30 protein-coding genes are annotated in these 24162 nt (G+C 55.4%); all 30 read right to left on the bottom strand.

Annotation, left to right across the window (positions count from 1 at the left end):
• Positions 1 to 110: 110 nt before the first annotated feature.
• Complete coding sequence (locus tag AB2L51_RS00195; RefSeq protein ID WP_395580609.1) at positions 111 to 779, bottom strand: adenylate kinase; 669 nt, start codon at positions 777 to 779, stop codon at positions 111 to 113.
• Complete coding sequence (gene secY, locus AB2L51_RS00190) at positions 776 to 2128, bottom strand: preprotein translocase subunit SecY (RefSeq protein ID WP_166110472.1); 1353 nt, start codon at positions 2126 to 2128, stop codon at positions 776 to 778. Before secY ends, AB2L51_RS00195 begins: the two co-directional genes overlap by 4 nt.
• A 140-nt stretch (positions 2129 to 2268) precedes the next feature.
• A complete protein-coding gene (rplO, locus tag AB2L51_RS00185) occupies positions 2269 to 2757 on the bottom strand; it encodes a 50S ribosomal protein L15 (protein ID WP_086647136.1) in 489 nt (162 codons plus the stop codon).
• Between the two features lies 1 nt (position 2758).
• Positions 2759 to 2944: a 50S ribosomal protein L30 gene (gene rpmD / locus AB2L51_RS00180; protein ID WP_086647135.1), complete on the bottom strand. Its 186-nt coding sequence runs from the start codon at positions 2942 to 2944 to the stop codon at positions 2759 to 2761.
• Positions 2937 to 3512 carry a 30S ribosomal protein S5 gene (rpsE, locus tag AB2L51_RS00175; protein WP_048852990.1) on the bottom strand — a complete coding sequence of 192 codons (576 nt, stop codon included), beginning with the start codon at positions 3510 to 3512 and terminating at the stop codon, positions 2937 to 2939. Before rpsE ends, rpmD begins: the two co-directional genes overlap by 8 nt.
• Positions 3513 to 3527: 15 nt before the next feature.
• Positions 3528 to 3890, bottom strand: a complete 363-nt coding sequence (gene rplR, locus AB2L51_RS00170) for a 50S ribosomal protein L18 (protein ID WP_166110476.1) — start codon at positions 3888 to 3890, stop codon at positions 3528 to 3530.
• Positions 3890 to 4423 (bottom strand): 50S ribosomal protein L6, encoded by a 534-nt coding sequence (gene rplF, locus AB2L51_RS00165; protein ID WP_086647133.1) that lies wholly within the window; start codon positions 4421 to 4423, stop codon positions 3890 to 3892. Before rplF ends, rplR begins: the two co-directional genes overlap by 1 nt.
• Before the next feature lie 10 nt (positions 4424 to 4433).
• On the bottom strand, positions 4434 to 4832 hold the full coding sequence (gene rpsH / locus AB2L51_RS00160) for a 30S ribosomal protein S8 (RefSeq protein WP_025826943.1): 399 nt from the start codon (positions 4830 to 4832) through the stop codon (positions 4434 to 4436).
• Between the two features lie 9 nt (positions 4833 to 4841).
• The gene (gene rpsN, locus AB2L51_RS00155; protein WP_025826945.1) at positions 4842 to 5147 is read right to left on the bottom strand and encodes a 30S ribosomal protein S14; all 306 of its coding nucleotides are present in this window, start codon (positions 5145 to 5147) and stop codon (positions 4842 to 4844) included.
• 71 nt (positions 5148 to 5218) lie between these two features.
• Positions 5219 to 5788, bottom strand: coding sequence for a 50S ribosomal protein L5 (gene rplE / locus AB2L51_RS00150; RefSeq protein WP_086638474.1), 570 nt, complete (start codon positions 5786 to 5788; stop codon positions 5219 to 5221).
• 10 nt (positions 5789 to 5798) lie between these two features.
• Positions 5799 to 6119 carry a 50S ribosomal protein L24 gene (gene rplX, locus AB2L51_RS00145; RefSeq protein WP_166110481.1) on the bottom strand — a complete coding sequence of 107 codons (321 nt, stop codon included), beginning with the start codon at positions 6117 to 6119 and terminating at the stop codon, positions 5799 to 5801.
• Entirely contained in the window at positions 6119 to 6487 is a 369-nt protein-coding gene (gene rplN, locus AB2L51_RS00140; RefSeq protein ID WP_395580608.1) for a 50S ribosomal protein L14, read from the bottom strand. Before rplN ends, rplX begins: the two co-directional genes overlap by 1 nt.
• An 18-nt stretch (positions 6488 to 6505) precedes the next feature.
• Positions 6506 to 6775, bottom strand: coding sequence for a 30S ribosomal protein S17 (gene rpsQ / locus AB2L51_RS00135; protein ID WP_166110484.1), 270 nt, complete (start codon positions 6773 to 6775; stop codon positions 6506 to 6508).
• Positions 6776 to 6788: 13 nt separating this feature from the next.
• Complete coding sequence (gene rpmC / locus AB2L51_RS00130) at positions 6789 to 7025, bottom strand: 50S ribosomal protein L29 (RefSeq protein ID WP_166110487.1); 237 nt, start codon at positions 7023 to 7025, stop codon at positions 6789 to 6791.
• Position 7026: 1 nt separating this feature from the next.
• Positions 7027 to 7443 carry a 50S ribosomal protein L16 gene (rplP, locus tag AB2L51_RS00125; RefSeq protein ID WP_025826957.1) on the bottom strand — a complete coding sequence of 139 codons (417 nt, stop codon included), beginning with the start codon at positions 7441 to 7443 and terminating at the stop codon, positions 7027 to 7029.
• Between the two features lie 17 nt (positions 7444 to 7460).
• Positions 7461 to 8138, bottom strand: coding sequence for a 30S ribosomal protein S3 (gene rpsC, locus AB2L51_RS00120; protein WP_086647128.1), 678 nt, complete (start codon positions 8136 to 8138; stop codon positions 7461 to 7463).
• Positions 8139 to 8141: 3 nt separating this feature from the next.
• Entirely contained in the window at positions 8142 to 8552 is a 411-nt protein-coding gene (gene rplV / locus AB2L51_RS00115; protein ID WP_086647127.1) for a 50S ribosomal protein L22, read from the bottom strand.
• Positions 8553 to 8560: 8 nt separating this feature from the next.
• Positions 8561 to 8839 carry a 30S ribosomal protein S19 gene (rpsS, locus tag AB2L51_RS00110; protein ID WP_012812769.1) on the bottom strand — a complete coding sequence of 93 codons (279 nt, stop codon included), beginning with the start codon at positions 8837 to 8839 and terminating at the stop codon, positions 8561 to 8563.
• Between the two features lie 13 nt (positions 8840 to 8852).
• Positions 8853 to 9683: a 50S ribosomal protein L2 gene (rplB, locus tag AB2L51_RS00105; protein ID WP_086647126.1), complete on the bottom strand. Its 831-nt coding sequence runs from the start codon at positions 9681 to 9683 to the stop codon at positions 8853 to 8855.
• Positions 9684 to 9699: 16 nt separating this feature from the next.
• A complete protein-coding gene (locus AB2L51_RS00100; RefSeq protein ID WP_048852979.1) occupies positions 9700 to 10035 on the bottom strand; it encodes a 50S ribosomal protein L23 in 336 nt (111 codons plus the stop codon).
• Positions 10032 to 10646: a 50S ribosomal protein L4 gene (gene rplD, locus AB2L51_RS00095; RefSeq protein WP_395580607.1), complete on the bottom strand. Its 615-nt coding sequence runs from the start codon at positions 10644 to 10646 to the stop codon at positions 10032 to 10034. Before rplD ends, AB2L51_RS00100 begins: the two co-directional genes overlap by 4 nt.
• A gap of 4 nt (positions 10647 to 10650) precedes the next feature.
• Positions 10651 to 11331, bottom strand: coding sequence for a 50S ribosomal protein L3 (gene rplC / locus AB2L51_RS00090; RefSeq protein ID WP_395580606.1), 681 nt, complete (start codon positions 11329 to 11331; stop codon positions 10651 to 10653).
• 10 nt (positions 11332 to 11341) lie between these two features.
• The gene (gene rpsJ, locus AB2L51_RS00085; RefSeq protein ID WP_007282720.1) at positions 11342 to 11650 is read right to left on the bottom strand and encodes a 30S ribosomal protein S10; all 309 of its coding nucleotides are present in this window, start codon (positions 11648 to 11650) and stop codon (positions 11342 to 11344) included.
• Between the two features lie 104 nt (positions 11651 to 11754).
• Positions 11755 to 12945, bottom strand: coding sequence for an elongation factor Tu (gene tuf, locus AB2L51_RS00080; RefSeq protein ID WP_166110496.1), 1191 nt, complete (start codon positions 12943 to 12945; stop codon positions 11755 to 11757).
• A 90-nt stretch (positions 12946 to 13035) separates the two neighbouring features.
• Complete coding sequence (gene rpsG / locus AB2L51_RS00075) at positions 13036 to 13512, bottom strand: 30S ribosomal protein S7 (RefSeq protein WP_059023537.1); 477 nt, start codon at positions 13510 to 13512, stop codon at positions 13036 to 13038.
• Between the two features lie 14 nt (positions 13513 to 13526).
• Positions 13527 to 13898 (bottom strand): 30S ribosomal protein S12, encoded by a 372-nt coding sequence (gene rpsL, locus AB2L51_RS00070; RefSeq protein ID WP_003622698.1) that lies wholly within the window; start codon positions 13896 to 13898, stop codon positions 13527 to 13529.
• A 340-nt stretch (positions 13899 to 14238) separates the two neighbouring features.
• Positions 14239 to 18414 (bottom strand): DNA-directed RNA polymerase subunit beta', encoded by a 4176-nt coding sequence (rpoC, locus tag AB2L51_RS00065; protein ID WP_395580965.1) that lies wholly within the window; start codon positions 18412 to 18414, stop codon positions 14239 to 14241.
• Between the two features lie 93 nt (positions 18415 to 18507).
• Entirely contained in the window at positions 18508 to 22680 is a 4173-nt protein-coding gene (rpoB, locus tag AB2L51_RS00060; RefSeq protein WP_395580605.1) for a DNA-directed RNA polymerase subunit beta, read from the bottom strand.
• A gap of 214 nt (positions 22681 to 22894) precedes the next feature.
• A complete protein-coding gene (gene rplL, locus AB2L51_RS00055) occupies positions 22895 to 23269 on the bottom strand; it encodes a 50S ribosomal protein L7/L12 (RefSeq protein ID WP_275176348.1) in 375 nt (124 codons plus the stop codon).
• Positions 23270 to 23367: 98 nt separating this feature from the next.
• Entirely contained in the window at positions 23368 to 23886 is a 519-nt protein-coding gene (gene rplJ, locus AB2L51_RS00050) for a 50S ribosomal protein L10 (RefSeq protein ID WP_395580604.1), read from the bottom strand.
• Between the last annotated feature and the right edge of the window lie 276 nt (positions 23887 to 24162).

Genomic DNA, 24162 nt, shown 5'->3' with positions numbered 1-24162 from the left:
CTGTTCGCCCGCTTTTACAGCGAACGGCTCATAGCCCTGTTTTGACTGGGCGGATTTCACTTGGTGGCCGCGAAATATACCGACCACCGTTACAAGTCAACGAAAACTGATCACTTCTGCGTGATCACGCCGCTATCCTTAAGCGCTGCTTCAATTTCTGCTGTCACTTCAGCAGTCGAAAGCATGCCGTTTACCTTACGCAAACGCCCCGTTTTTTCATAAAACGGCAGAATCGGCGCGGTCAGATTGCGGTATTCCTTCAGGCGTTCAACAACCGTTTCACGCTTATCGTCTGCCCGACGTTTGAACTCATGACTCCCGCAGACATCGCATTCCCCTTCCTTTGCAGGTGGGTTGGACGCTTCGTTATATGTCTGCCCACATTGTGCGCAGGTGAAACGCCCAGAAATACGATCGGCGAGAATCTCTTCATTCACATCCAGAAACAGCACGACATCAATGCTCTTCCCGTCTGCGGCGAGCATGGCATCCAGCTCTTCAGCCTGCCCCAGAGTGCGGGGGAAGCCATCCAGAATAAAACCATTCTGGCAATCCGGCTGGGCAATCCGGTCTTTGAGCATGGCAATAATCAGGGCATCGGGCACAAGCTTGCCCGCGACCATCAACGCTTTTGCCTGATTACCAACCTCGGAGCCTCGCGCCACTTCGGCACGCAGCATATCTCCGGTGGAAATCTGGATCAGTCCGTGGCGTTCTTCCAGAAGCTTGGACTGCGTTCCTTTTCCGGCCCCAGGAGGGCCCAGAAAGATAATATTCATCGTCTGATGATCCTCTGCTTCCTGCCACCACGAGACTTGCGCATAAGCCCCTGATACTGATGCGCCACCAAGTGTGACTGCACCTGAGTAACCGTATCGATCGTAACTGACACAATAATAATCAGGCTGGTCCCGCCAAAGTAGAACGGCACATTATAACGGCTGATCAGGATCTGCGGCAACAGACAGACCGCCACCATATAAGCCGCGCCAATGGTCGTCAGACGCGTCAGGATCTTGTCAAAGTATGACGCCGTGGACGCACCGGGTCGCACGCCAGGGATGAACCCACCCTGCTTACGCAGGTTATCCGCAGTCTCTGCCGGGTTAAAGGTCACCGCAGCATAGAAGTACGAGAAAAAGATAATCATCAATGCGTAAAAGAGCAGATACAGAGGCTGCCCCTGCCCCAGTTCTTCACCCAGAAATGATAGCCAGCCCGGCAATGACTTACCGTTCATGAACCCTGCCAGAGTAACAGGAATCAGCAGAACCGAAGAGGCAAAGATCGGTGGAATAACCCCGGCCGTGTTTACCTTGAGCGGCATATGCGTGGTGTCTCCACCAAACATCCGCTGCCCCATCTGCCGTTTGGGATACTGGATAACAACCCGCCGCTGCGCCTGCTCCATGAACACGATGAACATGATGGTCAGAGCAGCCAGCACGAGGAACAGAAGCACAAAGAAGGACGACAATGCGCCCGTATACCCCAACTGGAAGAGGCTGACCAAGGCATGCGGCAGGTTGGCCACGATACCGGCAAAAATAATGAGCGATATCCCATTACCAACACCGCGTGACGTAATCTGCTCACCAAGCCACATCAGGAACATTGTTCCGCCCACCAGTGCTGTTACACAGGTGACCAGAAAAAGCGGGCCCGGATTCACAACGGCAGCGCCGCTCTGAACATTCTCAAGCCCGATCGCAATCCCGTAGGCTTGGAAAACCGCAATCAGCACGGTCAGATAACGCGTGTACTGGTTAAGCTTTTTGCGCCCCTGCTCACCCTCTTTCTTGAGAGCCTCAAGAGAGGGCACCGCCGTAGACATCAACTGCACGATAATGGACGCAGAGATATAGGGCATGATGTTCAACGCGAAAACGGTCATACGCCCAAGAGCGCCCCCCGAAAACATGTTGAACATGCCAAGAATGCCGCCCTGATGCTGCGCCAGAAGCTGCCCCATAACCGTAGCATCTACGCCGGGCACAGGAATATACGTTCCCAAACGGTAAACAATCAGCGCGCCTAGCGTAAACCAGATCCGCTTCTTGAGTTCCGTCGCCTTGGCAAAGGAGCCTACGTTAAAATTGGCAGCCAGTTGTTCGGCCGCGGAAGCCATGCATCCGTCCTTTCACACAAACAGCGCCGCCACACGAAGTGGAGACGCTGGCATGATTGCCTGAGAAATATCAGACAGCTGTTCTGACTTAAACAGAGAAGAGAGAACAGGGTCTGCCACTGCTCTCTCTCCCATGCCAATCAGGAGGCGCTAGCTTCCACAGGTGCCGTCACCAGCAGCTTGATGCTGCCGCCAACTTTTTCAATGGCAGCCTTAGCAGAAGCAGAAACGCCAGACACTTCAAAAGAAACGCCTTTTGTCAGTTCGCCTTCACCCAGAATGCGAACCCCTGCGTACTTACCAGTCCCAACCAGACCGGCTTTCTTCAGCGCTTCTTCGGTAATGGTCACGCCGTTTTCCAGCTTACCATCGGCCAGTGCCTGTTCTACCGCACCAAGGTTAACCGGTGCATAGACCTTGCGGAAGATGTTTTTAAAGCCCCGCTTCGGCAGACGACGATAAATCGGGAGCTGACCACCTTCAAACCCGTTGAGGGAAACACCCTCACGTGCCTTCTGGCCTTTCACACCCTTACCGGACGTTTTGCCCTTACCGGAACCAATACCGCGCCCGAGCCGCTTTTTGCGGTAACGAGCACCTTCGTTATCACGAAGTTCGTTGAGTCTCATATTAGTCCTCCACCTTCACCAGGTGGGCCACTTTGCGGACCATACCCCGGGTAGACGGAGTATCTTCCAGAACCTTCTCGCGCCCGATCTTGTTCAGACCAAGCCCGATCAGAGTTTCCTGCTGACCCGGCTTACGTCCGTTACCAGACGCAATCTGTGTCACCTTGAAAGTTTTTTTATCAGACATCTGCAGCCTCCGCACCAGCAGCCTGGTCGCGCTTGCCAAAGATTTCCGCCACTTTCTTGCCACGGCGGTTTGCCACAGCACGGGGACTGGCACAACGTGTCAGGGCGTCAAAAGTCGCCTTGACCATGTTATGCGGGTTCCGGGTCCCCAAGGACTTGGCAACAACGTCGTTAATGCCAAGGCTTTCAAACACGGCACGCATCGGACCACCAGCGATGATCCCCGTACCAGCTTCAGCCGAACGCAGCACAACCTTACCAGCACCGAAGTGGCCGGCAACGTCATGGTGCAGCGTGCGCCCTTCTTTCATGGGAACGCGAATCATCCCACGCTTGGCGCGTTCGGTAGCCTTGCGGATCGCTTCAGGAACTTCACGGGCCTTACCGGCACCGTAGCCCACGCGACCCTTCTGGTCACCAACCACAACCAGAGCAGCAAACGCAAAGCGCCGACCACCCTTAACAACCTTTGCAACGCGATTGATGGTTACCAGCTTATCGACCAGTTCATCGCCTTCGCGTTCACGCTCACGGCCGCCTCGACCGCCTTCTCTTGGTTCACGAGCCATTGCGTGATCCTTTCCTCAGAAGGAGAGACCGCCCTCACGGGCCGCCTCCGCCAGGGCCTTGACGCGCCCGTGATAAAGATAAGATCCCCGGTCAAACACGACCTGAGACACACCAGCCGCAACAGCACGCTGGGCAACCAGCTTACCTACCGCACCAGCGCTTTCCCGCGTTGCACCATTTTTCAGGGCTTCACGCAGTTCTTTATCCAGCGTCGATGCAGAAGCAAGGGTAACCCCCTGCGCGTCATCAATCACCTGAGCGTAGATGTTCTTACCAGACCGGAAAACCGACAGACGAGGACGGCCACCAGCCTTGCGGCGAAGCTGAAAACGGAGACGCGCACGCCGCCGATTCCGCAATTCCTGCTGAGTGCTCATTATTTCTTCTTGCCTTCCTTACGGCGGATGGTTTCCGTATCATAACGAACACCCTTGCCTTTGTAAGGCTCAGGCTTACGATAGCTACGAATATCCAGAGCCACCTGGCCAACACGCTGCTTATCAATCCCTTCCACCACAATCGCGGTAGGGCGCGGGGTAGAAATCTTGATGCCAGCAGGAATCGGATAGATCACGTCGTGAGAAAAGCCGAGGTTCATAACGAGGTTAGAACCCTGCACTGCCGCACGATAACCTGTCCCGGTAATTTCCAGGGTCTTGGAGAACCCGTCAGAAACACCTTTGACCGCACAAGCGATAAGTGCGCGTGTTGTACCCCACATCATGCGCGCCTGAGATTCGGTACCATTTGGTTGCACAACAACCAGATTGTCCTTCACTTCAGCCGTAACATGACTGGAGATGGGCAGAGAAAGCTCACCCAGCTTACCCTTGGCCTTAAAAACACCGTCCGCGATGGAAACTGTAACCCCTGCCGGAACTTCGACGGGATACTTGCCTACTCGTGACATTTATCCCTCCTCAGAATACGCGGCAAAGGACTTCACCACCAACATTGGCGGCGCGGGCCTCTACATCGGACAGAACACCACGTGGCGTGGACAGGATGGAAACACCCAGACCAGCGCAGACACGCGGCAGTTCTTTAATTTTGGAATAGACGCGGCGGCCAGGGCGGGAAACGCGCTGGATTTCACGAATAACCGGTTCACCTTCCGCGTATTTCAGCTCGATATGCAGCTGGGCAATACCCTTCCGCACTTCTTCGCGCTTGTAACCGCGGATGTAACCTTCGCGCTGCAGAGCTTCAAGCACGTTCACACGCAGATTGGATGCCGGAGCAACACAAGAGTTGTGGCGCGCACGCTGGGCGTTGCGAATACGGGTGAGCATATCACCCAAAGGATCTGAAAGCGACATCTCGAGCCCTTACCAGCTAGCTTTCACCACTCCCGGAATCTGGCCATCAGAAGCCAGATCACGGAAAGCGATACGACACAGCTCAAACTTGCGGTAGTTACCGCGAGAACGACCTGTCAGCTTGCAACGCAGACGCACACGTACACGAGAACCGTTACGCGGCAGTTCTGCCAGCTTGAGAGACGCATCGAACCGGTCTTCCACGGGCAAAGACCGGTCCATTACGATGTTTTTGAGAGCGGTACGCTTCTCATTATCCCGTGCCGCCATGCGCTTGCGTTTAGCATTACGCAGGATGGCAGATGTTTTAGCCATACAACATTACCTCCGGAACCCTTCGAAAACCTTCGACGGTTTTCCAAGATCACACAATAAAGCAGCCTGTATCATCCCAAGAAGGGAAGATCAAATGCCTTCAGCAAAGCCTTAGCTTCTGCGTCTGTTTTCGCGCTGGTCACGAACACAACATCCATACCGCGGACTTCGTCCACTTTGTCGTATTCGATTTCAGGGAAAACGATCTGCTCTTTCAGGCCAAGGGCAAAATTGCCACGACCATCAAAGCCTTTTGTCGCAGGGAGACCACGGAAGTCACGGATGCGCGGCATCGCGATCGTCACAAGACGATCGAGAAATTCGTACATCCGAGCCCGACGCAGCGTAACCTTGCAACCAATCGGCAGCCCTTCACGGATCTTGAAGCCCGCGATTGCCTTTTTGGCAACCGTTTTCACCGGCTTCTGACCTGCGATAAGGGTCATTTCCGCAACAGCTGCATCCAACTTCTTCTGGTCACCAGCAGCTTCACCAACGCCCATATTCAGGACGATTTTTTCAAGCCGCGGCACCTGCATTTCGTTGGTATACCCAAACTGCTCACGCAGCTTGGCACGAAGTTCACTCTCATAGCGCTGGTGAAGGCGCGGGAGGGAACGCCCTTCCTGATTCGCACTCATACCTGGCCTCTCAACCTTCAATCACTTCGCCAGTCGCCTTGGCAACGCGAACTTTTTTACCGTTTTCCAGCACACGGAAGCCAACACGGGTTGGCTTCTTGGAGGCCGGGTCAACCAGTTTCAGGTTGGAGAGGTGAACAGCTGCCTCACGGGCAATAATTCCACCTTCTTCGCCCATGCGGCTAGCACGCTGGTGACGTTTGGCAATTGCAACACCACGGACAACAGCGCGATCTTCGGAAGGACGAACCTCCAGAACTTCACCCTGCACACCCTTGGAAGAGCCGGTAATGACGACAACCGTATCGCCTTTTTTAATACGGGCAGCCATTACAGCACCTCCGGCGCCAAAGAGATGATCTTCATGAACTTCTTAGCACGCAGTTCACGCACGACCGGGCCAAAAATACGGGTACCGATCGGTTCCTGCTGCTTGTTGATCAGCACGGCAGCGTTACGGTCGAACCGGATGGCGCTGCCATCGGCACGACGAACCGGATAAGATGTACGCACGATAACGGCCTGGTGAACATCGCCCTTCTTCACCTTCCCACGGGGGATGGCTTCCTTGACGGAAACGACGATCACGTCGCCGACCGAGGCAGACTTCCGCTTGGAGCCGCCCAGCACCTTAATGCACTGCACCTGACGTGCACCGGAATTGTCGGCCACATCGAGGTTGGTCTCGGGATGGATCATAACCTAGAAATCCTTACGTTAGGCCGACGCGGTTTGTTCCACGCCCACGGCTTCACCGTTGCGGGAAATCACGGTCCACGTCTTACGCCGAGAAATAGGCGCACATTCAACAATCCGCACGGAGTCACCGATCTTGCAGATGTTTTCTTCATCATGCGCCGCGTATTTCTTGGAGCGACGAATGAACTTCTTATACATAGGATGCATGACGCGACGATCGACAAGAACCGTAACGGTCTTGTCCATCTTGTCGCTCGTCACACGTCCGGTCAGGACGCGCCTCGGCATCGGCTACCTCTCCTCAGGCATTGGCAGCAGATGTTTTTGCACCTGCTGCATTCTTTGCATTCTGCGCAGCAATTGTCTTGATGCGCGCAATTTCACGGCGGACCACACGGACGCGGCTCTGCGCTTCTGTCTGACCGGTAGCCCGCTGGAAACGCAAGTTGAGCTGTTCACGCTTAAGTTCAACCAGACGAGCTTCAAGCTCATCTGGTGTTTTAGCGCGCAAATCAGCTGGCTTTACTGCCTTTACCATCTCACGCATCTCCAATTCGGGTCACAAATTTGGTCTTGATCGGCAGCTTGGCAGCGCCAAGAGCCAGCGCTTCCCGCGCCAGTTCGGGCGGGACGCCTTCGATCTCAAACAAAATACGACCAGGCTTCACACGGGCCACCCAGAATTCAGGCGATCCCTTGCCAGAGCCCATACGCACTTCTGCAGGCTTTGTCGAGACCGGAATATCCGGAAAGATCCGAATCCAGACACGACCCGCACGTTTCATGGCGCGGGTAATGGCACGGCGGGAGGCCTCGATCTGACGCGCCGTAATACGTTCCGGCTGCAGAGCCTTGAGGCCAAACGTACCAAAGTTCAGTGTGGTACCGCTTTTAGCAAGGCCGTGAATACGACCTTTATGAGCTTTGCGGAATTTTGTCCGCTTAGGGGAAAGCATTGTTTTTTATCCTCTCCTCAGCGCTGAGGAGCCTGTTCGGCCGCCCGGCGATCCTGTGCCAACGGATCATGAGCAAGAATTTCACCCTTGAAGATCCATACCTTCACACCGCAGGTGCCGTAGGTGGTCTTCGCCGTTGCCGTGCCGTAATCAATGTCGGCGCGCAGGGTGTGCAAGGGCACACGACCTTCACGATACCATTCAATACGTGCGATTTCGGCACCGCCCAGACGACCAGAGCAGTTGATCCGGATGCCTTGGGCACCCAGACGCATGGCAGACTGCACGGCACGCTTCATGGCGCGACGGAAAGCTACGCGGCGTTCAAGCTGCTGGGCAATGTTTTCAGCAACCAGAGTCGCATCGATTTCCGGCTTACGGATTTCAACGATATTCAGCGCAACTTCTGTGCCCGCCATGCGGGTCAGTTCCTTGCGCAGAGCGTCGATGTCCTGACCCTTCTTGCCGATGACAACACCGGGGCGTGCTGCGTAAATCGTAACGCGCGGCTTTTTGGCCGGGCGTTCGATCACTACGCGGGATACGCCTGCACCAGCCAGCTTGCGACGCAGGAATGCACGAAGCTTAAGGTCTTCGTGCAGCAGACGGGAATAGTCTGCATCTGCATACCAGCGGCTGTCCCAGGTGCGGTTGATGCCGAGCCGCAGCCCGACCGGATTGACTTTATGCCCCATAGCTCAGGCCGCCTTCTGCTCGGAAGAAGCCGTGTCAGACACAACGGCCCGCTCGGCTACAACAATCTTCAGGTGACTGAAAAACTTTTCGACGCGTGCGGAACGACCGCGGCCACGTGCGTGAAAACGCCGCATGACAATGGACTTACCCACTTCGGCCGTTTTCACCACCAGCTGATCAACATCAAGCTGGTGGTTGTTTTCAGCGTTAGCGATCGCGCTTTCCAGCGTTTTCTTAACCTGCTGAGCGATACGGCGCTTGGAGAATGTCAGCGTCGCAATTGCCTGAGATGCAGGTTTATTACGGATCAGGCCTGCCACAAGGTTCAGCTTGCGGGGGCTAACCCGGATGTTACGCGTGATAGCTTGCGCTTCTGTTTCCGCGAGCGTGCGCGGATGCTTCGGCTTGCTCATCTGTGCTCTTAGCCCCGCTTAGACTTCTTGTCAGCACCATGCCCGTGGAACGTACGGGTGGGAGAGAATTCGCCAAACTTGTGGCCAACCATATTCTCTGTCACCTGCACGGGCAGGAACTTCTGACCGTTATAAACACCGAACGTCAGACCAACGAACTGCGGAAGAATCGTTGAACGACGCGACCAGATCTTGATCACTTCATTCCGACCCGATGCGCGGGATACTTCAGCTTTATTCAGCAGATACCCGTCGACGAACGGACCTTTCCAGACGGAACGTGCCATCTTCTATTGCCCCTTACTTGCCGGTCTTCCGGCGACGGATAATCAGACCGTCCGTCCGCTTGTTGACCCGAGTTTTGTAACCTTTGGTGGGCTTGCCCCACGGCGTAACCGGATGACGACCACCAGATGTACGGCCTTCACCACCACCATGCGGATGGTCAACCGGGTTCATCACCACACCGCGGTTATGCGGACGGCGACCCAGCCAACGGGAACGACCAGCCTTACCCATGTGCTGGTTCATGTTGTCCGGATTGGACACAGCACCAACGGTCGCCATGCATTCACCGCGAACAACACGCAATTCACCAGACTGGAGCTTGATCTGGGCGTAGCCGGAATCCTTACCAACCAACTGCGCATACGTCCCTGCGGAACGGGCCAGCTTGCCACCGGCACCCTGCTTCAGTTCGATGTTATGGATAATCGTACCCACCGGAATAGCAGCAAGCGGCATGGCATTGCCTGGCTTAATGTCGACACGCGCACCAGCGATGACATTGTCACCAACCTTCAGACGCTGGGGTGCCAGAATGTAAGCCAGTTCACCGTCTTCGTACTTCACCAGCGCGATGAAGGCTGTGCGGTTGGGATCGTATTCAAGACGTTCCACAGTGCCCAGCACATCAAATTTGCGCCGCTTGAAGTCCACATAACGATAGGACTGCTTATGACCGCCGCCACGGAAACGAGACGTGATACGACCGTTATTATTACGGCCGCCCGACTTGTTCTTGCCTTCCGTAAGCTGCTTGACCGGCTTGCCTTTCCACAGGTCAGCACGATCAATCAGAACCGTACCACGCAGGCTCGGCGTGACAGGATTAAAGTGCTTCAGTGCCATTAGTTTCTACCCTTGGTCACGCCAGCTTCGCGGTCAGGTCAATGGACTGACCTTCTGCAAGCTGAACGAACGCCTTCTTAACGTCAGAACGCTGACCAATACGCCCTTTAAAGCGTTTGGTTTTACCTTTCTGGACAAGGGTGTTGACGCCAACAACCTTGACCCCGAACAGCGTTTCCACCGCAACCTTGATTTCAGGCTTGCTAGCCGTCATTGCGACCTTGAAAACAACCTGATTTTTTTCAGAAAGCGCAGTCGCCTTCTCGGTGATGACAGGCGTCCGTACGATGTCGTACAGAGCCTCCCGAGAGAGACGCTCGGCTTTCTTGCGAATAGCAAGAATATTCGTCATGCCAGGCGTTCCTTCAGTCCTTCAAGGCCTGCCTGCGTGATGGCAAGCACCTCGTGGTTCAGAATGTCATAAACATTCGCGCCAATGGTCGGCAGAATGTCGATCTTCGGCAGGTTGCGAGCAGCGCGCACGAAATCTTCGTCCACCGATGCGTCCACAATCAGAGCCGAGCCCCAGCCGAGCCCCTGCAGCTTCTTGGCCAGCTCGCTGGTCTTGGTCACGCCCGAAGCGGTGTCCAGAACAACAAGCTTACCTTCAGCAGCCTTCTGCGACAGAGCAGAGATCAGGCCCAGACGACGCACCTTTTTAGGCAGGTCATAACCATGATCACGCACAACCGGACCATGTACCACACCACCAGTACGATACTGGGGAGCGCGCAGGGAGCCCTGACGTGCACTGCCCGTGCCCTTCTGGCGATACGGCTTTTTGGTCGTGCCGGACACTTCGCCCATGCCCTTGACCTTGTGCGTACCAGCGCGGCGTTTTGCCAGCTGCCAATGCACAACGCGCGCCATTACATCTGCCCGGGGTGCTGCGCCGAAAATTTCTTCCGGAAGCGTAGCTGAACCAGCCGTGCCGTTATCAAGTGTCTTGATTTCGATTTCCATGATCTCAGGCCTCCGCCTTCACAGCTGCCGGATACGGCGCGTCGCTATGGCGGGCTTTCTTGATCGCATCACGAATGAGAACGACACCATTCTTTGCTCCCGGAACGGAGCCACGAATCATGATCAGATTCTTTTCCGGATCGACCGCTGCGATTTCCAGATTCAAGGTGGTCACGCGTTCATCACCCAGATGACCAGCCATTTTCTTGTTCTTGAAGGTTTTGCCAGGGTCCTGGCGGTTACCGGTCGAACCATGCGAACGGTGCGAAATGGACACACCATGCGAGGCCTCAAGACCAGCAAAATTCCAGCGCTTCATGGCGCCAGCAAACCCCTTACCCTTGCTTGTCCCCGTCACGTCAACCTTCTGGCCGACAACGAAGTGGGAAGCAGAAAGAACAGCACCGACTTCCAGCGTAGCGTCATCCGCCACCCGGAACTCACGAACCGTTTTCTTGGGTTCAACCTTCACGCGGGCAAAATGGCCACGGTTGGGTTTTGTTACGTTTTTCACCTTGGCGTTGCCCATACCCAGCTGGACGGCTACGTAACCATCGCGCTCCTGAGTACGAACGTCTACCACCTGCACGTCATCAACGTACAGAACGGTGACAGGCACATGTGTGCCGTCTTCCTTGAACAGTCGGGACATGCCCAACTTCTTTGCGATCAATCCGGTGCGCATCGTCTGGACCTTAAAGTTTGATCTCGACATCCACGCCAGCGGCGAGGTCGAGCTTCATGAGAGCGTCCACGGTCTGCGGAGTGGGCTCAACAATATCGAGCAAACGACGATGAGTCCGAATTTCGAACTGCTCGCGGCTCTTCTTGTCAACGTGAGGAGAACGGTTAACCGTAAACCGTTCGATATGCGTCGGCAGCGGGATAGGACCCCGAACCCGCGCACCCGTACGCTTCGCCGTATTCACGATCTCTTTCGTGCTGTTATCAAGCACCCGATGATCGTACGCTTTCAGGCGAATGCGGATGTTCTGGTTGTCCATCTGTTTCTTAGTCCAACACTTTACTTATCCGGGTTTACCCGGCCGCCAAGTAAGACCCCAACCGAAGATCGGTCGGGGCCACTCAGTCTCTGATCCCTTATCGATTACTCGATAATGGAGGCAACAACGCCTGCACCAACGGTACGGCCACCTTCGCGGATAGCGAAGCGGAGACCTTCGTCCATGGCGATAGGAGCGATCAGCTCCACTTCCATGGCGCAGTTGTCACCGGGCATAACCATTTCCGTGCCTTCGGGCAGGTGCACAACACCCGTCACGTCAGTCGTACGGAAGTAGAACTGCGGACGATAGTTGGTGAAGAACGGCGTATGACGACCACCTTCTTCCTTCGTCAGGATGTAGGCTTCAGCCTTGAACTTCTTGTGCGGCGTGATGGAGCCGGGCTTGGCCAGAACCTGACCACGCTCAACGTCTTCACGCTTCGTGCCACGTACCAGAGCACCGATGTTGTCGCCAGCTTCACCGCGATCAAGCAGCTTGCGGAACATTTCAACACCCGTAACGGTGGTCTTGATGGTGTCTTTCAGGCCGACGATTTCAACTTCGTCACCCACGTTGACAACACCACGTTCCACACGACCGGTCACAACCGTACCACGGCCGGAGATCGAGAACACGTCTTCGATCGGCATCAGGAACGGACGATCAACCGGACGTTCAGGCTGCGGGATGTACGCATCAACTGCGTCCATCAGGTCACGAACGCGGTTTTCACCAACTTCCGGGTCGCCATCTTCCAGAGTAACCAGAGCAGAGCCCTTGATCACCGGAATATCGTCGCCAGGGAACTGGTAGGAAGACAGAAGTTCACGAACTTCCATTTCAACCAGCTCAAGCAGTTCAGGGTCATCAACCTGGTCAACCTTATTGAGGAAGACAACCAGAGCCGGCACACCAACCTGACGGGCAAGCAGGATGTGTTCACGGGTCTGCGGCATCGGACCATCAGCAGCGGACACAACGAGGATGGCACCATCCATCTGAGCCGCACCGGTGATCATGTTCTTCACATAGTCAGCGTGTCCGGGGCAGTCGACGTGCGCATAGTGACGGTTTGCGGTTTCGTATTCCACGTGAGCGGTGGAAATGGTGATGCCGCGAGCGCGTTCTTCGGGAGCGGCGTCGATCATGTCGTATGCTTTGTACTCAGCGCCGCCGGTCTTTGCCAGGGTCTTCGTAATAGCAGCCGTCAGAGACGTCTTACCATGGTCAACGTGACCAATGGTGCCGATGTTGCAGTGCGGTTTATTCCGCTCAAATTTAGCCTTAGCCATTGTTTACTCCATGCCCCAAAAAATGTCCGGGATGCAGTTGTTATAAGCGCCCCAATCCCTCGACAAGAGGGAAAGCGGAACTTTCACGGATTACCAGCGATAATGACTGAATGCCTTGTTGGCTTCAGCCATACGGTGCGTGTCTTCACGCTTCTTCACAGCCGCACCACGATTGTTCACGGCATCCAGAAGTTCGTTGGACAGACGGTCCTGCATGGTGTTTTCACCACGCTTGCGCGCTGCATCGATGACCCAGCGGATAGCCAGAGCCTGACGACGGTCAGTGCGCACTTCGACCGGGACCTGATAGGTCGCACCACCGACACGGCGGGAACGGACCTCAACGGCCGGCTTTACGTTATCCAGAGCATTATGGAACAGCGCGATCGGATCGGATGCTGCACCATTGCGACGGGCCATGGCGTCAATCGCACCATAGACAATCTTTTCAGCTGTGGACTTCTTACCGTCGAACATCAGCGCGTTCATAAAACGCGTAATGACGACATCTCCGAACTTCGGATCGGGAAGGATCTCGCGCTTAACAGCACGATGACGGCGACTCATACCTTAACTTCCTCTTATTTCGGACGCTTGGCGCCATACAGCGAACGACGCTGACGCCGCTTGGCGATACCCTGCGTATCGAGAACACCGCGAAGGATGTGGTAACGAACACCCGGCAAATCTTTCACACGACCGCCGCGGATAAGCACAACACTATGTTCCTGAAGGTTGTGACCTTCACCAGGAATATAGCTAACCACCTCATAGCCATTCGTCAGACGCACCTTGGCAACTTTACGCAGTGCGGAGTTAGGCTTTTTCGGTGTCGTCGTATAAACGCGGGTGCAAACACCGCGCTTCTGGGGGCAGCCCTGCAGAGCGGGCACTTTGTTCCGCTTGACTGCAGGCTTACGCCCTTTGGCAATGAGCTGGTTGATGGTCGGCATGCGCCTTTCCCGATCCTTACACAGTTCGGTCGACCAGCCACATCCTCTGCGGCCAGCCGACTTTCATTAAAAAGATCCCATCAGGCAACAACCCGAATGGGGCTATATTGGCATCCGGCTCCACTTCCCCCCGGAAGTCAGCCGCATGCTAAAACTCATACAGAGAACCTGAGTGCCCTGTTCATCAATAAAGACAAACAAAGCTGAGGGCTGCTACCTACAGCCCCCCCTACCAGAAGTCAAGCTTTACCCGGCGATTCTTTAAGCACCAGACTCAAGACTCATAAAAAAGGCCGGAGCATTGCCCCGGCCTTTTTCAACCTGTCTTTATAATAAAGACTTACTCAGCAGCCGTGCGGTTCACGCGCTGTTTGTCCTGTTCCGCGGCAATGGCGCGCAGGCGCTTCATGACACTCCCCGTCCCTGCCGGAATCAGGCGACCAACAATCACGTTTTCCTTCAGGCCCATAAGCTTATCAACCTTACCGGCTGTTGCCGCCTCGGTCAGCACACGCGTGGTTTCCTGGAAGGACGCGGCCGAGATAAAGGACTGGGTCTGCAACGATGCCTTGGTAATTCCCTGCAGCACCGGCATGGCCAGCGCAGGACGCTCACCCGCATTGAGACATTTGGTATTTTCGGCATCGAACTCAAGCCGATCCACCGTCTCACCAATCAGGTAGGTCGTATCACCCGGTTCCAGAATTTCCACTTTCTGGAGCATCTGACGAACGATAACTTCAATATGCTTATCGTTAATCTTCACGCCCTGCAGACGGTAAACATCCTGAATTTCATTGATCAGGTAATCAGACAGCGCTTCAACCCCCATGACCTTGAGAATATCATGCGGAACACGGGGACCATCAACCAGCGGATCGCCTTTTTCCACAAAGTCACCTTCCTGTACGGAAATATGCTTGCCTTTGGGAATCAGGTATTCCTGCTCATGCCCTGTTTCGTCATTTTTCACGACGATACGGCGCTTGGACTTGTAATCCTTGCCGAATTCAACGCGCCCTTCCATTTCCGCAATAATAGCGTGATCTTTGGGGCGACGCGCTTCGAACAGTTCAGCCACACGCGGCAGACCACCGGTAATATCACGCGTTTTGGAACCTTCACGCGGCAGACGTGCCAGCACGTCACCCGCATTCACCTGAGCACCATTTTCAATAGACAGCAGTGTTTCAGGCGACAGGAAGTAGCGGGCTTCACCACCGTTATCCAGCTTCACCACTTCGCCGTTGGCGTCCTTAAGCTGCACGCGAGGACGCAGGTCAACGCCCTTGCCTGCCTGCTTGTAGTCAACCACCACCTTGGAGGTCAGGCCGGTTACTTCGTCCATACGCTCGACAAGAGTGATGGAATCGATGAGGTCCAGATATTCGATCTTACCGGCTTTTTCCGTAATGATCGGAAGGGTGTAGGGGTCCCACTCAGCCAGTTTCTGGCCACGTGCCACAGTAGCACCTTCCGTTGTGAGCAGACGCGCACCGTAAGGCACACGGTAGCGGAACTTCTCCACACCTTTTTCGTCTGTCAGCAGGATTTCACAGTTACGGGCCATGACGATTGGCACGTTCTGGCTGTTCTGCACCACGTTACGGTTGCGGATGACAATTTTACCATCGCGGGACGCTTCGATCATGGACTGCTCGGCGCCACGCTGTGCCGCACCCCCAATGTGGAAGGTACGCATGGTCAACTGGGTGCCAGGCTCACCAATGGACTGCGCGGCGATAACACCAACAGCTTCGCCGATGTTAACCGGCGTACCACGCGCCAGATCACGCCCATAGCAACGGCCGCAAACACCAACGCGGCTGTCGCAGGTCAGCACGGAACGGATATGGATAACTTCCACACCCGAGGCTTCAATGCGTTCCGCATCCGCTTCATCAACAAGCTGGTTACGGGCTGCAATGACCTTGCCAGTCGTGGGTTCCACAACATCGGACGCCAATGTACGCCCCAGGATACGTTCGGACAGGGAGGCAACGACTTCCCCACCATCCATAACCGCACGCACGGTCAGACCGCGCTCACTACCGCAATCTTCTTCGATAATGATGCTGTCCTGCGCCACGTCAACCAGACGACGGGTCAGGTACCCGGAGTTTGCAGTCTTAAGCGCGGTATCGGCCAGCCCCTTACGTGCACCATGGGTGGACGTAAAGTAATCGAGAACCGACAGGCCTTCCTTGAAGTTGGCAATAATCGGCTGCTCAATAATTTCACCGGACGGCTTGGCCATCAGACCACGCATACCAGCAAGCTGCTTCATCTGTGCCGGCGACCCACGGGCCCCGGAGTGGCTCATCATCCACACGGAGTTGATGGGCTTCCCAACTTCCTGACGGGAAATTTCCTTGGTCATGGCCGCCTGCACTTCGTCCGTGCAACGTGACCAGGCATCGACCACCTTGTTATAGCGTTCGCCAGCCGTAATCAGACCATCCTGATACTGCTGCTCAAACTCTTTAACTTCGGCTGCGGTGCGATCGACCAGTTCTTTCTTTTCAGCGGGGATGATCATGTCATCCTTACCGAAGGAAATACCCGCCTTGGCAGCGTGGCGGAAACCAAGCGCCATCAGACGGTCACAGAAAATGACAGCCTCTTTCTGGCCACAGTGACGGTAAACCGTATCGATCACGTCCGACACGGCTTTCTTGGTCAACTGGCGGTTGATCAAAGAGAACGGAATGGTTTCATGCTTGGGCAGGATCTGCGCGATCAGCACACGACCGGGTGTGGTCACGGCTGTTTCATAGACACGCTTGCCATCTACATCAATCTGCTCAAACCGGGCACGGATCTTGTCGTGCAGTTTGAGCGCACCGGCATTGAGCGCGTATTCCACTTCCCCAATGGAAGAGAAGGACGCAGCGCCGGCTTTGACCAGTTCACCCGTTGTTTCGTCGTATTCGTTCCGGTCAGGCGTAACCTTGAACTCAGGCGTTTCCAGACTGAGGTAATACAGCCCAAGAACAATATCCTGAGACGGAACGATAATCGGCTTGCCGTTGGCGGGGCTGAGGATGTTGTTGGTCGACATCATCAGCACGCGCGCTTCAAGCTGGGCTTCCAGACTGAGCGGCACGTGCACGGCCATCTGGTCACCGTCAAAGTCCGCGTTAAAGGCGGTGCAGACCAGAGGGTGCAGCTGAATGGCCTTACCTTCAACCAGCACAGGTTCGAACGCCTGAATACCAAGACGGTGCAGGGTCGGTGCGCGGTTCAGAAGGACGGGATGCTCACGGATAACTTCTTCAAGAATATCCCAGACTTCGGGACGTTCTTTTTCCACCATCCGCTTTGCGGCCTTGATGGTCGTGGCATGACCATACTTTTCCAGCTTGGCGTAAATGAAGGGCTTGAACAGCTCCAGCGCCATCTTTTTGGGCAGACCGCACTGATGCAGCTTCAGTTCCGGCCCGACCACGATGACCGAACGGCCAGAGTAGTCAACGCGCTTACCCAGAAGGTTCTGACGGAAGCGACCCTGCTTGCCCTTGAGCATATCAGACAGGGACTTGAGCGGGCGTTTGTTGGCACCTGTAATCGCACGGCCACGGCGACCGTTATCAAACAGGGCGTCCACAGCTTCCTGCAGCATGCGCTTTTCGTTACGCACGATAATATCGGGCGCGCGCAGTTCCATCAGCCGCTTGAGACGGTTGTTACGGTTGATAACGCGACGATACAGATCGTTCAGGTCGGACGTTGCAAAACGCCCGCCATCGAGCGGCACAAGCGGGCGCAGTTCAGGCGGGATAACCGGAACCAGGTCCAGAATCATCCACTCGGGGCGTGCACCGCTTTCCGAGAAAGCTTCGACCAGCTTGAGACGCTTGACGAGCTTCTTGCGCTTGGCTTCGGACGTGGTTTCCTTGAGCGCCTGACGCAGTTCTACCTTTTCGGCATCACACTCAATGCGTTCAAGAACCTTCTTGATCGCTTCAGCGCCGATCCCGACTTCAATCCCTTCCTCGCCGTAATCATCCATTGCGTCGAGATACTGCTCTTCGCTCAGGAGAGAATACTGCTTGAGAGGAGACGTACCCGGTTCAAGAACCAGATAGTTCTCGAAATACAGAACTTTTTCCAGATCCTTGAGCGTCAGATCGACCATAAGGCCGATGCGGCTTGGCAGGGACTTCAGGAACCAGATATGCGCAACAGGGCTGGCGAGCTGGATATGACCCATACGCTCACGGCGGACTTTGGCCAGTGTGACTTCAACGCCGCATTTTTCGCAGATAATACCGCGGAACTTCATCCGCTTGTATTTGCCGCAAAGGCATTCGTAGTCTTTGATCGGGCCAAAAATCCGAGCGCAGAACAGGCCATCACGTTCAGGCTTGAACGTACGGTAGTTAATGGTCTCGGGCTTCTTGATTTCACCAAAAGACCATGACCGGATCTGCTCAGGCGATGCAAGCTGGATCTTGATCTGGTCAAAGGTCATTGCCTGGCCGGTCTGGCCAAGAATTTTCATGAGTTCATTCATGTGCAGAAGCCCCCAAAGGGAAATGGAGCGCTGGAGCAATAGCTCCAGCCTCCTTCTTGAAATAAGTACGGATTGTGGCGGGGAAAATCACCGTTAGTCTGCCCCCTGCTCCAACTCCACATTGAGGCCAAGGGACTTGAGTTCCTTGATCAACACGTTGAAGCTTTCCGGAATACCGGCTTCAAAGTCATCCTGTTCGCGTACAATCGCTTCATAAACCTTTGTTCGGCCAGACACGTCATCCGACTTCACGGTCAGCATTTCCTGCAGCGTGTAAGCAGCACCGTAGGCTTCGAGCGCCCACACTTCCATTTCCCCAAACCGCTGGCCACCAAACTGCGCCTTACCACCCAGCGGCTGCTGCGTAACAAGTGAGTATGGACCAATGGAACGGGCATGGATCTTGTCATCAACAAGGTGATGCAGCTTGAGCATGTAAATGTAACCGACAGTCGTCTTGCGTTCAAACTGTTCGCCTGTCCGCCCGTCAATCAACTGCGACTGGCCCGATTTATTAACACCAGCCTTTTCCAGCATGGCTTCAATATCGGGAATGGAAGCACCGTCAAACACCGGGGTCGCAATAGGCACACCCTTGCGCAGGTTATTGGCCAGTTCCACCAGTTCGTCGTTGTTCATGTTCGCAATGGCGTCGTCATAGACCTTCTCGCCATACACGTCTTTCAGACGGTCCAGCAGAGCCTGACGCTTCTCGCCCGTGCGCTGGTAGTCATCCACCAGGTCACCAATGCCACGGCCGATATTGGCGCATGCCCAACCCAGATGCGTTTCCAGAATCTGACCGACGTTCATGCGCGACGGCACACCAAGCGGGTTCAGAACCAGATCAACCGGCGTTCCATCTTCCAGGAACGGCATGTCTTCAACCGGAACCACGCGGGAGACAACCCCCTTGTTCCCGTGACGACCGGCCATTTTGTCACCCGGCTGAAGCTTACGCTTAACCGCGACAAACACCTTGACCATCTTCATCACGCCAGGTGGCAGTTCATCACCACGCTGGAGTTTTTCAACCTTGCTTTCAAAACGGGCCTGAATACGGGCAATAGCCGCATCAAACTCACGCCGCAGGGTTTCAAGCTCAGCCATAACGCTGTCAGACGTCACAACGATGTGCCGCCACGTGGCGCGGGGCTGTTCGTCCAGAACATCCTGCGTGATCACCGTGCCGGAGCGAATACCCTTGTAGCCAGCGCCAGCGGTCTGATCGAGCAGCTTTTCACGCAGACGGCTATAGAAGGAACGCTCCTGAATGGCCCGCTCGTCATCACGGTCCTTGGCCAGACGTTCAATTTCTGCGCGCTCAATAGCCATTGCGCGTTCGTCTTTATCCACGCCACGGCGGGAGAACACACGCACGTCAACAATGGTGCCCGTTGTACCGGGCGGCAGACGCAGGGATGTGTCACGCACATCGGATGCTTTTTCACCAAAAATGGCACGGAGGAGTTTTTCTTCCGGTGTCATCGGGCTTTCGCCCTTTGGTGTAACCTTACCAATCAGGATATCGCCGGGATTAACCTCGGCACCAACATAGACAATCCCGGCTTCGTCGAGATTGCGCAGGGCTTCCTCGCCAACATTGGGGATGTCACGGGTGATTTCTTCCTGACCCAGCTTGGTATCACGGGCCATGACTTCGAATTCCTCGATATGAATCGAGGTAAACACGTCATCCTTGGCAATCCGTTCGGAAATCAGGATGGAGTCTTCGAAGTTGTAACCATTCCAGGGCATGAACGCGACCAGCACGTTACGGCCCAGAGCCAGTTCACCCAGCTCCGTGGAAGGACCATCGGCAATAATATCACCCGCGCTGACCTGATCGCCCACATGAACCAGCGGACGCTGGTTGATGCAGGTGGATTGGTTGGAGCGCGAGTATTTACGCAGGCGATAGATATCGACCCCCTGCGTGGCACCGCTGGCATCCGTCGAGCGCACGACAATACGCGCACCATCAATCTGGTCCACAATCCCGTTGCGCCTGGCAACAATGGTTGCACCGGAATCGCGTGCAACAGCCGCTTCCATACCCGTACCAACCAGCGGCGCATCCGAGCGCACCAGAGGCACAGCCTGACGCTGCATGTTGGAGCCCATGAGGGCGCGGTTCGCGTCATCGTTCTCAAGGAACGGAATGAGTGCGGCCGCCACTGAAACAAGCTGTTTGGGCGATACGTCGCAGGCAGTCACTTCGGTCGGGGGAACCAGACGGAAGTCACCGTTACGGCGAACGGAAACAAGGTCGCTGGTCAGCGCACCCTGATCGTTCACCTTGGCGTCTGCCTGAGCAACAACCAGCTTTTCCTCTTCCATGGCGGAGAGGTATTTCCAGCCGTCCTGCAACACGCCGTCCTTGACCAGACGATACGGTGTTTCGATAAACCCGTATTTGTTCACCTTGGCGTATGTGGCCAGCGAGTTGATCAGACCGATGTTCGGGCCTTCAGGCGTTTCAATCGGGCAGATACGGCCATAATGGGTCGGATGAACGTCACGGACTTCAAAGCCTGCGCGTTCACGCGTCAACCCACCCGGACCCAGTGCGGAAAGACGACGCTTATGCGTGACTTCGGACAGCGGGTTGGTCTGGTCCATGAACTGGCTGAGCTGGGAAGAGCCAAAGAACTCACGCACAGCAGCAGCGGCAGGCTTGGCGTTGATCAGATCATGCGGCATGACCGTATCAATATCCACCGAACCCATGCGCTCACGAATGGCGCGCTCCATGCGCAGCAGGCCGATACGGTACTGGTTTTCCATCAGTTCGCCCACGGAGCGGACACGACGGTTACCCAGATTATCAATATCGTCGATCTGACCGCGTCCATCCTTCAGGTCACACAGGACCTTGATGGTGCGCAGGATGTCTTCCTTACGCAGAACGCGCACGGTGTCTGGCACATCGATGTCCAGACGCATGTTCATTTTCACACGACCAACAGCCGACAGGTCGTAGCGGTCTGCATCAAAGAACAGACCCTGCAGCATGGCTTCAGCCGTTTCCGCCGTTGGCGGTTCACCGGGGCGCATGACGCGGTAAATGTCGATCAGCGCTTCATCACGGCCGCTGTTTTTATCAACAGTCAGCGTGTTGCGTATCCACGGCCCCTTGGCGGAATCAATAGCCAGAACCGGCAGTTCGGTAATTCCGGCTTCTTCAAGGGCTACCAGACGGGCTTCGGTGATTTCCTCACCGGCTTCACCGTAAATTTCGCCGGTGTTCATGTTGACCATGTCATGAGCGATAAAGCGCCCGATCAGATCAACTTCCCCCACCAGCACTTCACGGGTTTTTTCAGCAATCTTGCGAACCAGACGTGCCGTCAGCTTTGTTTCGGCATCGGCCACAACTTCACCGGTTTCGGCATCCACCAGCGGCGCCAGCAGCTTGAGACCACGGAAAGAATCCGCATCAAACGGACGCGCCCAGCCCTTGGCGGACTTGGTGAAGGTAACTGTGTCGTAGAAATAGCCGAGGATTTCATTGGCATCCATGCCATGAATATCCAGCGCATCCACATCCCCACCTTCAGCCAGCTTTGCCTTGCGCGCGGCGGCGGAGGCAGCCCCTTCGAGCGCATAAAGCAGCGTGGTAACGGGCAGTTTACGCTTGCGGTCAATACGGACGTACAACAGGTCCTTGGCGTCGAATTCAAAATCCAGCCAGGAGCCACGGTACGGAATAACGCGCGCAGCAAACAGATATTTGCCCGACGAGTGCGTTTTACCCTTGTCGTGATCAAAGAACACGCCGGGAGAACGGTGCATCTGGCTGACAATAACGCGCTCGGTACCGTTAACGATAAAGGTACCGTTATCGGTCATGAGCGGCATGTCGCCCATATAAACCGGCTGCTCCTTGATGTCGCGAATGGAGCGCGAACCCGTGTCTTCATCCACATCCCACACGATCAGGCGCAGGATAACCTTCAGCGGCGCGGAGAACGTGAGTCCACGCTGAATGCATTCCTCAACATCGTATTTCGGTTCTTCAAATTCGTAGCTTACGAATTCCAGACGACCACGACCGGCAAAGTCATTGATCGGAAATACGGAACGGAATACCTCCTGCAAACCCGTAGCCGTGCGCGCATCAGGCGATACATTGGCCTGAAGAAACGTCTCGTAAGACGCGCGCTGCACATCTATCAGGTTCGGCATCGGGGCGATTTCGGGAATCCGCCCGAAACTCTTGCGAATCCGCTTCCGTCCTGTGAACGATTTGGTGATTGCGTTCATCGTCGCTCCTGCCCCGCCCTTATCTCGGACCATCAGGCTCGTGGTCTGCCGCGAGCCTGATGGTCCGACCTACTTTCGGCCAAAACTAAACCGGATTTACCCGGCTACCTGCTCCAGATCAACCTGAAACAGGCAAACGGGCGGAGGCATACACCCCCACCCGAGAACCTCAATTTCCTTCACCCCACCACATATGGGCGGGACCAAGGCAATCTTACTTAACTTCGACGGTCGCGCCGTTATCTTCAAGAAGCTTCTTGATTTTGGCGGCTTCGTCCTTGTTGACGCCTTCCTTGACGGTCTTGGGAGCGCCTTCGACCAGGTCCTTGGCTTCCTTCAGACCCAGACCCGTGATGCCACGGATTTCTTTAATCACGTTGATCTTCTTTTCGCCAGCGGCGGCCAGAATAACCGTGAATTCGGTCTGCTCTTCAACAGGAGCAGCGGCAGCGCCCGGAGCAGCAGCAGCAACTGCAACAGGAGCAGCAGCGGAAACGCCCCACTTTTCTTCGAGCAGCTTGGAAAGTTCAGCAGCTTCAAGAACGGTCAGAACGGACAGTTCGTCAACAAGCTTAGCAAGATCAGCCATAGTCAGACTTCCTAATATAAACACTGGTTAGCAAAACGCAACCTCCACACAGAGGCTACGCGTATTTCTTGTACATACCCCTATACGGGAGCATGTGGTCAGGCAGCTTCACCCGTTTTGGCATAGGCCCCAAAAACACGAGCAAGCTGGCCAGCCGGCGCCTGAACAACACTGGCGATGCGCGTAGCGGGCGTGGAGATAAGACCCACGAGCTGCGCGCGCAGCGTGTCGAGCGACGGCAGCTCGGCGAGAGCCTTGATCCCAGCCACATCAAGCAGCTGAGAACCAAGAGAACCACCAAGCAGCTCAAGCTTGTCATTGGTTTTGGCGAACTCAACGATCACCTTCGCCACTGCTACAGGTTCGTCCGCCCACGCAAGCGCGGTCGGTCCCGTCAGCAACGGCGCGATGCCGCTGAACTGGGTCCCATCCAGGGCGAGAGTTGCCAGCCGGTTTTTGGCAACCTTGTAGTTTGCACCCGCTGCCCGCACCTTGCGTCGCAGATCCGTCACATCAGCTACGGTCAACCCTTTATTACGGGTAACCACAACCATGGACGTTTCGGCGAACACGGCGGCCAGAGAGGCAACAAGGGCCTTCTTTTCCGTACGGTCCAAATCCCGTCTCCGTCTTGTTCCATCAGGTCTAAACCTGACAGAACGGGTTGCCCTTTAGGTTCTGCAACAAACAGAACCCGCTCGCCTGTCCTTGATAAACGGAATATCTGGCACTGCCGAAAATTCTCAGCCTGCAACCAGCATCCCCGTCTTACCACGCGCCAGCCCCGAAGAGCCGATTAAGAGTAAACTCACGTGTGGTCTCGGACAGGTATAAGAAGTGGTAAACCACTCCTTTATGCACCAGACCAGCCACAAGGGCCAGTCTGGCAACAT

Origin of the sequence: Acetobacter fabarum, assembly GCF_040702925.2 — a bacterium.
Lineage (GTDB): Bacteria > Pseudomonadota > Alphaproteobacteria > Acetobacterales > Acetobacteraceae > Acetobacter > Acetobacter fabarum_B.
This window is presented reverse-complemented; position numbering and strand designations above follow the sequence as displayed.

Coding starts and splice junctions, on each gene's coding strand:
- AB2L51_RS00195 (WP_395580609.1), bottom strand. CDS start 779: ATGAATATTATCTTTCTGGGCCCTCCTGGGGCCGGAAAAGGAACGCAG.
- secY (WP_166110472.1), bottom strand. CDS start 2,128: ATGGCTTCCGCGGCCGAACAACTGGCTGCCAATTTTAACGTAGGCTCC.
- rplO (WP_086647136.1), bottom strand. CDS start 2,757: ATGAGACTCAACGAACTTCGTGATAACGAAGGTGCTCGTTACCGCAAA.
- rpmD (WP_086647135.1), bottom strand. CDS start 2,944: ATGTCTGATAAAAAAACTTTCAAGGTGACACAGATTGCGTCTGGTAAC.
- rpsE (WP_048852990.1), bottom strand. CDS start 3,512: ATGGCTCGTGAACCAAGAGAAGGCGGTCGAGGCGGCCGTGAGCGTGAA.
- rplR (WP_166110476.1), bottom strand. CDS start 3,890: ATGAGCACTCAGCAGGAATTGCGGAATCGGCGGCGTGCGCGTCTCCGT.
- rplF (WP_086647133.1), bottom strand. CDS start 4,423: ATGTCACGAGTAGGCAAGTATCCCGTCGAAGTTCCGGCAGGGGTTACA.
- rpsH (WP_025826943.1), bottom strand. CDS start 4,832: ATGTCGCTTTCAGATCCTTTGGGTGATATGCTCACCCGTATTCGCAAC.
- rpsN (WP_025826945.1), bottom strand. CDS start 5,147: ATGGCTAAAACATCTGCCATCCTGCGTAATGCTAAACGCAAGCGCATG.
- rplE (WP_086638474.1), bottom strand. CDS start 5,788: ATGAGTGCGAATCAGGAAGGGCGTTCCCTCCCGCGCCTTCACCAGCGC.
- rplX (WP_166110481.1), bottom strand. CDS start 6,119: ATGGCTGCCCGTATTAAAAAAGGCGATACGGTTGTCGTCATTACCGGC.
- rplN (WP_395580608.1), bottom strand. CDS start 6,487: ATGATCCATCCCGAGACCAACCTCGATGTGGCCGACAATTCCGGTGCA.
- rpsQ (WP_166110484.1), bottom strand. CDS start 6,775: ATGCCGAGGCGCGTCCTGACCGGACGTGTGACGAGCGACAAGATGGAC.
- rpmC (WP_166110487.1), bottom strand. CDS start 7,025: ATGGTAAAGGCAGTAAAGCCAGCTGATTTGCGCGCTAAAACACCAGAT.
- rplP (WP_025826957.1), bottom strand. CDS start 7,443: ATGCTTTCCCCTAAGCGGACAAAATTCCGCAAAGCTCATAAAGGTCGT.
- rpsC (WP_086647128.1), bottom strand. CDS start 8,138: ATGGGGCATAAAGTCAATCCGGTCGGGCTGCGGCTCGGCATCAACCGC.
- rplV (WP_086647127.1), bottom strand. CDS start 8,552: ATGAGCAAGCCGAAGCATCCGCGCACGCTCGCGGAAACAGAAGCGCAA.
- rpsS (WP_012812769.1), bottom strand. CDS start 8,839: ATGGCACGTTCCGTCTGGAAAGGTCCGTTCGTCGACGGGTATCTGCTG.
- rplB (WP_086647126.1), bottom strand. CDS start 9,683: ATGGCACTGAAGCACTTTAATCCTGTCACGCCGAGCCTGCGTGGTACG.
- AB2L51_RS00100 (WP_048852979.1), bottom strand. CDS start 10,035: ATGACGAATATTCTTGCTATTCGCAAGAAAGCCGAGCGTCTCTCTCGG.
- rplD (WP_395580607.1), bottom strand. CDS start 10,646: ATGGAAATCGAAATCAAGACACTTGATAACGGCACGGCTGGTTCAGCT.
- rplC (WP_395580606.1), bottom strand. CDS start 11,331: ATGCGCACCGGATTGATCGCAAAGAAGTTGGGCATGTCCCGACTGTTC.
- rpsJ (WP_007282720.1), bottom strand. CDS start 11,650: ATGGACAACCAGAACATCCGCATTCGCCTGAAAGCGTACGATCATCGG.
- tuf (WP_166110496.1), bottom strand. CDS start 12,945: ATGGCTAAGGCTAAATTTGAGCGGAATAAACCGCACTGCAACATCGGC.
- rpsG (WP_059023537.1), bottom strand. CDS start 13,512: ATGAGTCGCCGTCATCGTGCTGTTAAGCGCGAGATCCTTCCCGATCCG.
- rpsL (WP_003622698.1), bottom strand. CDS start 13,898: ATGCCGACCATCAACCAGCTCATTGCCAAAGGGCGTAAGCCTGCAGTC.
- rpoC (WP_395580965.1), bottom strand. CDS start 18,414: ATGAATGAACTCATGAAAATTCTTGGCCAGACCGGCCAGGCAATGACC.
- rpoB (WP_395580605.1), bottom strand. CDS start 22,680: ATGAACGCAATCACCAAATCGTTCACAGGACGGAAGCGGATTCGCAAG.
- rplL (WP_275176348.1), bottom strand. CDS start 23,269: ATGGCTGATCTTGCTAAGCTTGTTGACGAACTGTCCGTTCTGACCGTT.